Source organism: Sneathiella sp., from assembly GCF_041689005.1.
Classification (GTDB): Bacteria; Pseudomonadota; Alphaproteobacteria; order Sneathiellales; family Sneathiellaceae; genus Sneathiella.
Genome location: NZ_JBDNHC010000022.1, coordinates 25,966 through 34,630 on the forward strand (window position 1 = coordinate 25,966; position 8,665 = coordinate 34,630).

Annotated in this window: 11 protein-coding genes; 7 read left to right on the plus strand and 4 right to left on the minus strand. The window is 49.5% G+C overall.

Features of this window, described 5'->3' with window-relative positions; all coding sequences use genetic code 11:
• Positions 1 to 134: 134 nt before the first annotated feature.
• Positions 135 to 365 carry a tyrosine-type recombinase/integrase gene (locus tag ACESNI_RS02805; protein ID WP_373084821.1) on the minus strand — a complete coding sequence of 77 codons (231 nt, stop codon included), beginning with the start codon at positions 363 to 365 and terminating at the stop codon, positions 135 to 137.
• 329 nt (positions 366 to 694) lie between these two features.
• Between ACESNI_RS02805 and ACESNI_RS02810 the strand changes: the two genes are divergently transcribed.
• The 5 genes from ACESNI_RS02810 (at position 695) to ACESNI_RS02830 (ending at position 4,457) form a co-directional block, all read left to right on the plus strand.
• Entirely contained in the window at positions 695 to 2,167 is a 1,473-nt protein-coding gene (locus ACESNI_RS02810; RefSeq protein WP_373084823.1) for an alkaline phosphatase D family protein, read from the plus strand.
• A 321-nt stretch (positions 2,168 to 2,488) separates the two neighbouring features.
• Positions 2,489 to 3,004: an adenylate/guanylate cyclase domain-containing protein gene (locus tag ACESNI_RS02815; protein ID WP_373084842.1), complete on the plus strand. Its 516-nt coding sequence runs from the start codon at positions 2,489 to 2,491 to the stop codon at positions 3,002 to 3,004.
• A 334-nt stretch (positions 3,005 to 3,338) separates the two neighbouring features.
• Positions 3,339 to 3,467: a hypothetical protein gene (locus ACESNI_RS02820; protein ID WP_373084825.1), complete on the plus strand. Its 129-nt coding sequence runs from the start codon at positions 3,339 to 3,341 to the stop codon at positions 3,465 to 3,467.
• A gap of 75 nt (positions 3,468 to 3,542) precedes the next feature.
• The gene (locus tag ACESNI_RS02825; RefSeq protein WP_373084827.1) at positions 3,543 to 4,070 is read left to right on the plus strand and encodes a hypothetical protein; all 528 of its coding nucleotides are present in this window, start codon (positions 3,543 to 3,545) and stop codon (positions 4,068 to 4,070) included.
• A 24-nt stretch (positions 4,071 to 4,094) separates the two neighbouring features.
• The gene (locus ACESNI_RS02830) at positions 4,095 to 4,457 is read left to right on the plus strand and encodes a sulfotransferase (protein ID WP_373084829.1); all 363 of its coding nucleotides are present in this window, start codon (positions 4,095 to 4,097) and stop codon (positions 4,455 to 4,457) included.
• Positions 4,458 to 4,911: 454 nt separating this feature from the next.
• Here ACESNI_RS02830 and ACESNI_RS02835 read toward each other — a convergent pair whose 3' ends face one another.
• Complete coding sequence (locus ACESNI_RS02835) at positions 4,912 to 5,610, minus strand: winged helix-turn-helix transcriptional regulator (protein WP_373084832.1); 699 nt, start codon at positions 5,608 to 5,610, stop codon at positions 4,912 to 4,914.
• A gap of 177 nt (positions 5,611 to 5,787) precedes the next feature.
• On the opposite strand from ACESNI_RS02835, the gene ACESNI_RS02840 reads away from it, so the two are divergent.
• Positions 5,788 to 6,060 (plus strand): DUF4242 domain-containing protein, encoded by a 273-nt coding sequence (locus ACESNI_RS02840; protein ID WP_373084834.1) that lies wholly within the window; start codon positions 5,788 to 5,790, stop codon positions 6,058 to 6,060.
• A gap of 391 nt (positions 6,061 to 6,451) precedes the next feature.
• Here the strand turns inward: ACESNI_RS02840 and ACESNI_RS02845 are convergent, their stop codons facing one another.
• Positions 6,452 to 7,393, minus strand: coding sequence for a tyrosine-type recombinase/integrase (locus ACESNI_RS02845; protein WP_373084837.1), 942 nt, complete (start codon positions 7,391 to 7,393; stop codon positions 6,452 to 6,454).
• Positions 7,394 to 7,721: 328 nt separating this feature from the next.
• On the opposite strand from ACESNI_RS02845, the gene ACESNI_RS02850 reads away from it, so the two are divergent.
• Positions 7,722 to 8,054 carry a hypothetical protein gene (locus ACESNI_RS02850; RefSeq protein WP_373084838.1) on the plus strand — a complete coding sequence of 111 codons (333 nt, stop codon included), beginning with the start codon at positions 7,722 to 7,724 and terminating at the stop codon, positions 8,052 to 8,054.
• On the opposite strand, the gene ACESNI_RS02855 is transcribed toward ACESNI_RS02850, so the two are convergent.
• Positions 8,051 to 8,665: IS256 family transposase (locus tag ACESNI_RS02855; RefSeq protein WP_373084840.1), on the minus strand; the 615-nt coding region annotated here is incomplete at its 5' end. The genes ACESNI_RS02850 and ACESNI_RS02855 overlap by 4 nt on opposite strands.

Consider the following 8,665-nt stretch of genomic DNA (forward strand, 5'->3'; position numbering starts at 1 on the left):
CGGCGAAAAATACCCTTATGCTGCCGTTCAATCCTGATAGATTTAGAAAAAGGATGCCCAAGGGTAGATTCGAACCACCAAGAGGTTGATTTTCAGTCGGTATCAAAAGAGAAAATTTCATTCTTTATAGCCTGCTAACTGACTAATTTCCATCTTCGCCATTTGTGCAACATCCTCTTCCGGATCACGAAACGGCTACTCTTACGCATAAAAAACATGTTGATGGCGGAATGACCAAGCAGCGCCTGGACCTTCTTAGCCGTCCAGCCGCGCTCAATAAACTGAGATGCAGCAGAATGACGTAGAGGATGAAACCCGAACTGGGGCTTCCCTTCTGCATCGACGATCTCACAGCTAATCATCAAAGACTTGAATATCCAATGAAAGATATTTGTCTGACCTTCGGCATTTCCCGCCCCTTTGGGAAAAAATAAGAATAGATCCTCTTTCAGGCATAGCGTCTTGCAGTCAAGCTACCTACTGGCGACCAACAGGAATGTCCAGAACACGCTGTATTATTCAGCAAAAGAAGTTACGTCTGGAAAGCACTTTTAGTTGTAATTAATTCAATCAATGCAATAGGTTGACGAAATTCTTACTGTGCTTGCAAGTGTTATATTGCAAGCATATCATCAATATCAGCGGACATTCGGTTGCACACCAATCAAGCGCTTTGATAACAGGAGGGATTTTTGTGACGAAAATTAAAGTTGGCCCTATTCTGGGAGTGGAATCAGATACCCTCTATACCCTCTGTTTTTCCACGGAACCGGACGTGAAATCCGCCGATTGGGTTATCGATGGAAATTCCGTCAAATGCAATCAGGTGGCGGAGACCCCCTCCTCTGTTGTCTGGCGGGCGGAGCATAAAGTTACCGCCGTCAAGGACGCCAAGACTCTTACCTACCAGGTCCTCGCCGATGGAGATGCCGCGCGCTGCCAGAACGACCGGACCGAATGGACCTTTTATTCACCGGGAAAATCGGAGCAACCAAAATTCGCCTACATGTCCTGTAACGGATTTTCGTCCCTCGATCTCATGCACAAGACGCAGGAGCCTTATCTCCTTTGGCAAAAGCTGCAGGCGGAGCATGTGAAGACGCCCTTTTCCATGATGCTCATGGGGGGTGACCAGCTCTATGCCGACAGTATCTGGAGTTCCGTCACGAAGCTTAAAGAATGGAACGGCCTGTCCCTTGACGACAAGAAAAAGCGCACGGCGACCGTCCCCATGCGCGACCAGATCGACAGATTCTATGACACGCTCTATCAGGAACGCTGGAACGATCCGTCCATGAGCCTGATGCTGGCGACCGTACCTTCGGTGATGATGTGGGATGACCATGACATTTTCGATGGCTGGGGCAGCTTCCCGAAGGAATTGCATGAATGCGATGTGTTCCAGTCGATATTCGGGTTCGCAAAAAAATATTTCGAGATTTTTCAGATCCGCTCCAAAAACAATACGTCCCTGCTCGACAAGGCCGCAGATCATTATGCCTTGGCCGTGAAATTCCGCGGCTACAATATTCTGGCGCTGGATAACCGCACCGAACGCACCTTGGAGCAGGTCATGAGTTCAGAGCGCCAATGGCCGACGGTGATTGAGTATCTCAACGGTGTGAAAGACGGGCATTTACTCGTGCTCTCAGGGGTTCCTGTGGTGTATCGCGACTTTACGTTTACGGAAAATGTCTTTGACGCCACGCCATGGGAGGAAGAACTGACCGATGACCTGAAAGATCATTGGCGCTCGAAAAACCATCAGGGCGAGCGCGCCCGGCTGATCCATTGGCTGTTGGACGCTGCCAATAGGCGGGACGTGAGCTGCAAGACGGTTATTCTGTCCGGCGATGTCCATATCGGCTGCATCGGCGTCATTCATGACCAGGCACGGGACTGCAAGGTCCATCAGGTTGTCTCCTCCGGGATAATCCATCCGGCTCCAAGCCGTCTGCAATGGATCGGCATCATGGCCGTGACCAACGACCGCACGGAATATCTGGATGAAATGAAAAACATCCGCATTTCCATGCTGACGCCGTTCGCCTCGGATCAATATATCCGGCAGAGAAATTATGTAACCCTGCTGATGGGAACCGATCACAAGCTGTGGGTAAATTGGGAAAGTGAAGGTAAGGACGAGCCAAACTACCCCATCCAGTAAGGGGAACACGAGGTCGGCTCGTTAGGTTGGAAGGGGCTTTTCTCCCAGCAGCATTTGCGGCTGCTGATAGGCGGAACCAGCTTATGTTCAGCATCAGGCACCATATCATCTAGCATTTCTCAATGGATCAGATAGTATCCTCCCAATAGGGGGCATTTCATCGTGGAACGCTGGCTTGCCGCCATATTAGCTGCTGATGTCGTCGAGTATACTCGGCTGATGAGTGAGAACTAAACAGGTACGCTTGCCGCGCTCCGGCAATTGCGGACGGAGATATTGGGCCCCGCAGTTGCCGCCAATCGGGGCAATTTAATCAAGAGCATGGGGGATGGATGGATCGTCGAATTCCCGTCAATATCTGACGCGGTCGCTTGCGCAATTGAAGTTCAAGAGGCATTAGCCGATCATGATATCATCCGATTGCGGTGCGGTATCCATATTGGTGATGTGGTGTTTGAGGATGAGGACATATTCGGCGAAGGAGTAAATGTCTCCGCTCGGCTGGAAGCCCCGGCTGAACCCGGACAGATTGCCATTTCCGATATGGCCTACAACAGCCTGGACGGCGCGGCTGGCCTGCAATTTTTCGGAGGTGACACTCATAAACTTAAAAACGTTGTCCGCCCTGTCGGCGTATGGCGCTGGCCGACAGGGTCGCAAACTATTCTTGAGGCTCAACCGGTTGAAGAAGAGCCTATTTTGGCGTTGCCTGACAAACCGTCCCTTGAGTCCTTCCCTTTGATAACATGTCTGCGATCCGGAACAGGATTACTTCGCGGACGGTATTGTCAAGGATATTATTGCGGCATTTTCCCGCATAAAATGGCTGCTCGATAGTATCACCCGTAATTCCAGTTTTACTTACAAAAGAAAGGCGATAGACATAAAACAGGTCGGTCGTGAGCTCGGTGTTCGATACGTTCTTGAAGGCAGTGTCCGCAAGGCGGGAAACAGGATACGTAGTACAGGTCAGCTTATCGACGCATCGACCGGCACCCATCTTTGGGCGGATCGCTTCGATGGTGAAGTTGAGGATATATTCGATTTACAGGACAGGGTTACCCAGAGCGTTGTTGGGACCATTGAGCCAAAACTGGTACAGGCGGAGATAAACAGAGCCAGACACAAGCCAACGGATAGCCTTGACGCCTATGATTATTACCTTCGGGGGATGGCGGCGTTTTATCTGTATGATAAGGCGGCTAATGAAGAGGCAATTCTCATGTTCACAAAGGCCTATGAACTTGATCCGGAATATGCGGCAGCCTATGGCATGGCGGCGCGCAGTTATGCGCAATGAAAAGGCTTTGGATGGGTGGTTGATAGTGAGCAAGAACGGACAGAGGGATTAAGGTTAGCGCGGATTGCGGCCCGGTTGGACCGCGAAGATTCAGTTGAATTTCTGGGAGCGGGCTTCGCTATGGTAATATTTGGCGAGGTCCTGGATGGAGACGCCTTTCTGGATCAGTCATTAAAAGTAAATCCAAACCTTGCCGGTGCGTGGCATATCAGTGGAATGACCAAGGCATGTATAGGCACGCCGGGGCTAGCGGTTGAACATGCGGAGCATGCCATGCGATTGAGCCCGCATGATCCGCAATATTTTGTCATGCTGTCTTCCGCTGCACTTGGTCACTACCATCTTGAAAACTATGAGAAAGCGCTGGCGCTTGCTGAAGCGGCTCTGCGTGATAGACCAAATTTCCTGCTCGCCGCGTGCGTTTTTGCCGCCAGTGCCGGTAAATTGGATATAAATTTGAAGATTGAGACGGCAATAATACGCCTCATCGACACTGAACCCGGAATGCGTGTTTCCAATGTTGGTAAGTGGTTGGCTTTTCTGCAACCCGAAGATGCCAAGCGTTGGAGTGATGGGTTGAGAGCGGCTGGATTACCAAATTGATTATCTTTTATTAGGTATATTTACATGGCGTTAGAAATTATTGGCCCGGGGTTTGGCCGCACAGGCACCAATTCATTGCGGCTCGCTCTTGAACAGCTCGGCTTTAGACCATGCCACCATATGTTTGAAGTGCGCGACAACCCGCATCTGTTGGCGGATTGGCAAGCTGCTGCGGATGGAAAACCAGTTGACTGGCATCAGGTATTTCAGATTGGGACGCAACGCAATCCGCTTACTGTCGAGCCCGCCGGTCGCAACCGGTTCTGCGACCACGAGTTTCCAGTCGACGTGCGGCAGATCATCGGCAAACGTGCTTTTGGGCGTCAAATTGTAAAGGTTCACCATACCTTTCTCTCCGGAAATCGAAATGGTACCGCACCCGGCTAAGATAAACAGTAACGTTGCGACGATAATTGATATGGAGTATTTGGGTTTCATCATTTTGCCTTGAACTCTGCTTCCCGTTCGCCGAACAGAAATCTGGAAGGATCGCTTACAATACGATCTGTAATGCGAGTCATTTTCGCAACCAGTTGCCGGGATTCGGCAAGAAAATACCTGAATTCCACAACCGCCGCCTCACCATCGTTCCCGATTAGATTGTCCACACCCTGGAGACATAGGTTAGGCTTTCGGCCCTTTGCAAGAACAGCCTTTACGCATCGAGAAATAACGCCCAGGGGCGGATTCGAGCCGCCGATAGTCAGATAGCACGTCGGAATGCTCTGTGAATTAGGCACTTGCGGCCATAATAATGCGGGTTCTATAAAATGCCAAAAGCGGACGTTCGCCAACGTACAGCTTCGTTTTGATTTTACGAAATTATATTGCCCTTTGGCGATCATACAACCTGTTTGGCCTGTACGGCAAACGGGCTCAATCCTAGCCATAGCTGCATTTTGCCTACTATGTCTTTGTCACCTATCAACAACAAGCGATCATCGGCGACTGCTTTTACTACAGTGTCTAACCCCATCCAGATCGCAGTCATCGTCCGCAAATCGCTGCGCGTAAACAGATCGACATCAAAGCCGGGGTCTACTGAACACAGGTCAACCCCATGCTTCGGATCAACCAATAGCCACCAATTTTGCTCGGCTTCGGTTAGCTCGGGATAAATAAATTGGATGATAATCCTGCGCAGGGGCAATGGCGTAACATTCAGACCGCGCCTCATATCCCACATTAATAATCCTGGGTCGAGATTCTCCAGACTGGGGTCGGTTTCTACCCAGCGATGGCCCCAAATACCGATTGCTTCAACGACCGTTCCAAGTTCCAGCCCGGCTGGTGTCAGCCGGTACTCGAACACTTCCGGCTTTTTCTGTATAAGCGTTCGTTCCAAAACGCCATGCGCTTCCAATTCTTTCAGTCTTTTGGACAATAGGGCGGGAGACATGCGTGGCACGCCCCGCCTTAGGTCATTGAAGCGTGTTGAACCTGCACAAAGTTCGCGTAATAGAACGATCGTCCATCTATTGCACAGTATCTCCGATGCCATGGCGACAGGGCAGAACTGTTTATAGCTTGCGGCTGCCATTTGTTTCTCCCATTCATGATAACTCGACACTAGGCACCGACAACCGCGATGACTAGTACTGAAACTATACTTGCTTGGTACAGTTAGGGAACTGGATACTCCGCATTGTTTCAGTGTGAATATGACCGTAGCAGAACGTCAGTACGGCACCTCAGCAAAGTACAAGGAGCATCAAACATGAAAAAATATGTTATCGAACGCAATATTCCGGCCGTTGGTAAAATGAACGAGGCAGAACTTTCCGGGGCGGCGGCGGCCTCCAACAAGGCGTTGGCGGAGCTGACTCCAAAAGTGCAATGGCAACACTCTTATGTAACGGCTGAGAAAACCTTCTGTGTTTATCTTGCAGAAGATGAAGAAGCGATCCGCAAACATTCGGAACTTAGTGGTTTTCCGGCAACGATCATCACCGAGGTAACAAGTATTATCGACCCCACGACAGCCAGATAGAGAATTGTGTGCCTTGCGCCTAACCAATCGGGATGGCGCAAGATACATTTCGCAGTTCAGATCTATTGATCCGACTTTTGCGCAGATTGTCTGTTGAGAAGGTTAGATAGATGTTTCCTATTGGTTACTAGCAGACCATTTAATTATACAGACATTTCGCCCGCTTTCAGTTCAATAGCCAGCACATTGTATGACAAGCCTAAACAGCGCGGCTTTGAATTAGCCGTTCAATCTCGATGTATTTTGAAAAAATGGTGCCCAGGGGCGGATTCGAACCACCGACACGCGGATTTTCAGTCCGCGTGGATATACCGATAGAGCGGTGGGGCAGACAGCAATTTCGCTGATCCTATCGGTATTTAAAACTTGGCGCTGTCCGTTCATCGCTTGCTCACGCCGCCAGCAGATCACTCTCCATCTTCGCCATCTGCGCAATATCTTCCTCTGGATTGTGAAACAGATGCCCATACACGTCAAATGTCATGTTGATGGATGAATGACCGAGCAATACCTGGATCTTCTTGGGCGTCCAGCCCTGTTCGATAAACAGAGACGCAGCTGCATGTCGCAGAGAGTGAAACCCGAACTTCGGCTTTCCTTCGATGTCGACAATCTCACAAGCAATCATCAATGGCTTGAAGATCCGGTGAAAGATATTGGCATGACCCTCGACATTGCCCGCGCCATTGGGAAAAACAAGATTAAGATCACCTTTCGGGCATCGTGTCTTCCAGTCAAGCAATGTACTGGCAACCAAAGGTGACATTGGGATCGTGCGAATACCAGCCCGGCTCTTGGGAACACCGATCGCATTATACCGATCTGCTCGTTGTTTGATGAGGATGAGGCCCTTATCAAAGTCTACTTGGGCCCAGGAAAGCCCTCTAAGCTCGCTGGAGCGCATTCCCGTGAGTAGAGCAGTGATGACGAGCGGCTTGTGACGGGCAGGGGCCCTGTCGATTAGCTGCCGGATTTCATCTTTCGAAGGTATGATCCGCTCTTTGTCATTTCGGCTATCGCGCCGGAGCTTGATCTCCCGCGCCACATTCTTGTCGATCATTCCGCGTGACTGGGCGGTTGAGAGAATGGACCGCAAGCTTGTGAGCACCTTCTTCGTCATCGGGCGGGAGATTTCCTCAAGCATTTCGTCGATGAAATCCTGCACATCAGCCGCAGTGAAATCCTTGAGCAGTCGACCCCCGATCTTGGGCTCGATATGATGCGTGAAGTGCCCTTTATAGGACCGAATAGTGGCTCGTTCCAATCCGTCGAGCTGGCAGCGTTTCAGCCAAAGAAGGGCGGCGTCTTTGATGGTTGCGTTGGCTTTAGTCATCTGTAATTCCTGATATAATTGCGATAAACGCTATTATATGACATGCGGATTCTGGTGTCGGGCGTTATTCCACGTCCTCATGCATTATTTTCACTCCAATATTAGACCTAAGGTTCTCAACCTATTTAGATCGTACAATAACCATTCATATGCATGGATATTATACGAAATAGACTCAAAATGCACTGATCTAGGCGAATTTCAATTAAAAACGCATTGTAAAACAGAGGCTTATGATTTTATTAATCCTTTGTTAAGAATAAGGATGCATCAATTGACTATAATAGACACAAGACAAAGCTTTCTTACCTTTAACGCAGGAGCCGCGATGACAATAATAGCCAAAGAGGACAATGCCAAAGCCCTAAAGAAAAGGGGTTGGGCCCTTATTAATCAAGAAGATAAGGCTAGGCCTGGGACAACAGTCACGACCCCTTCAGTAACTATAACTTATACTACTACACCTCCTCGTGTTCTTGCAGTTGAGGACGTTAAGCCGTTAGAAGGGGAAGAGAGGATAGAGGAGGAGAGTAAGAGCCCAGAAAGCAGCGCAGAGAGTGATAAGCTTATAGGAGGTTTAGCAGAGGCAGAGGAGAAGGCCTTGGGCTATATGCTTGGAAGTCGAGGGTGTTCAGAATTCTGTGTCACGCTCATAGGTTAGATATCCAGTATATCATCTAAGCGGCCTTCAAAATAGATGGCTAGCTGCGACAGTGTCAAATTCCAATTCTGGATAGGCATGGTCCATTTTTTTGTGGCGTTTTGGATACCCATATAGAGCAGTTTGAGAAGACTGTTCTCGTTGGGAAACGCGCCCTTTGTTTTGGTCAGCTTTCGGAACTGGCGGTGCACGGCCTCAATGGCGTTGGTGGTGTAGATCACCCGGCGGATATCGGGCGGGTACTTGAAATAGACCGACAGATTGGACCATTTTCGCCGCCATGATTTGACAACAATGGGATATTTTTCTCCCCATTTTGCCTCCAGTTCGTCCAGTGCTGTCTCTGCGCCTTCAAGGGTTGCCGCTTTGTAAACCGGCTTCAGGTCCGCCATAAATTCTTTCTGGTTTTTTGACGCCACATATTTGAGCGAATTGCGGATCTGGTGGATGACGCAGAGCTGAACCTCGGTGTTTGGAAAGATACTGTTGATGGCCTCAGGAAAGCCGGTCAGCCCGTCAACACAGGCAATCAGAATATCGTCAACACCGCGATTATTCAAATCCGTCAGGACCGACAGCCAGAAGTTTGCCCCTTCACGTTCAGACAGGTA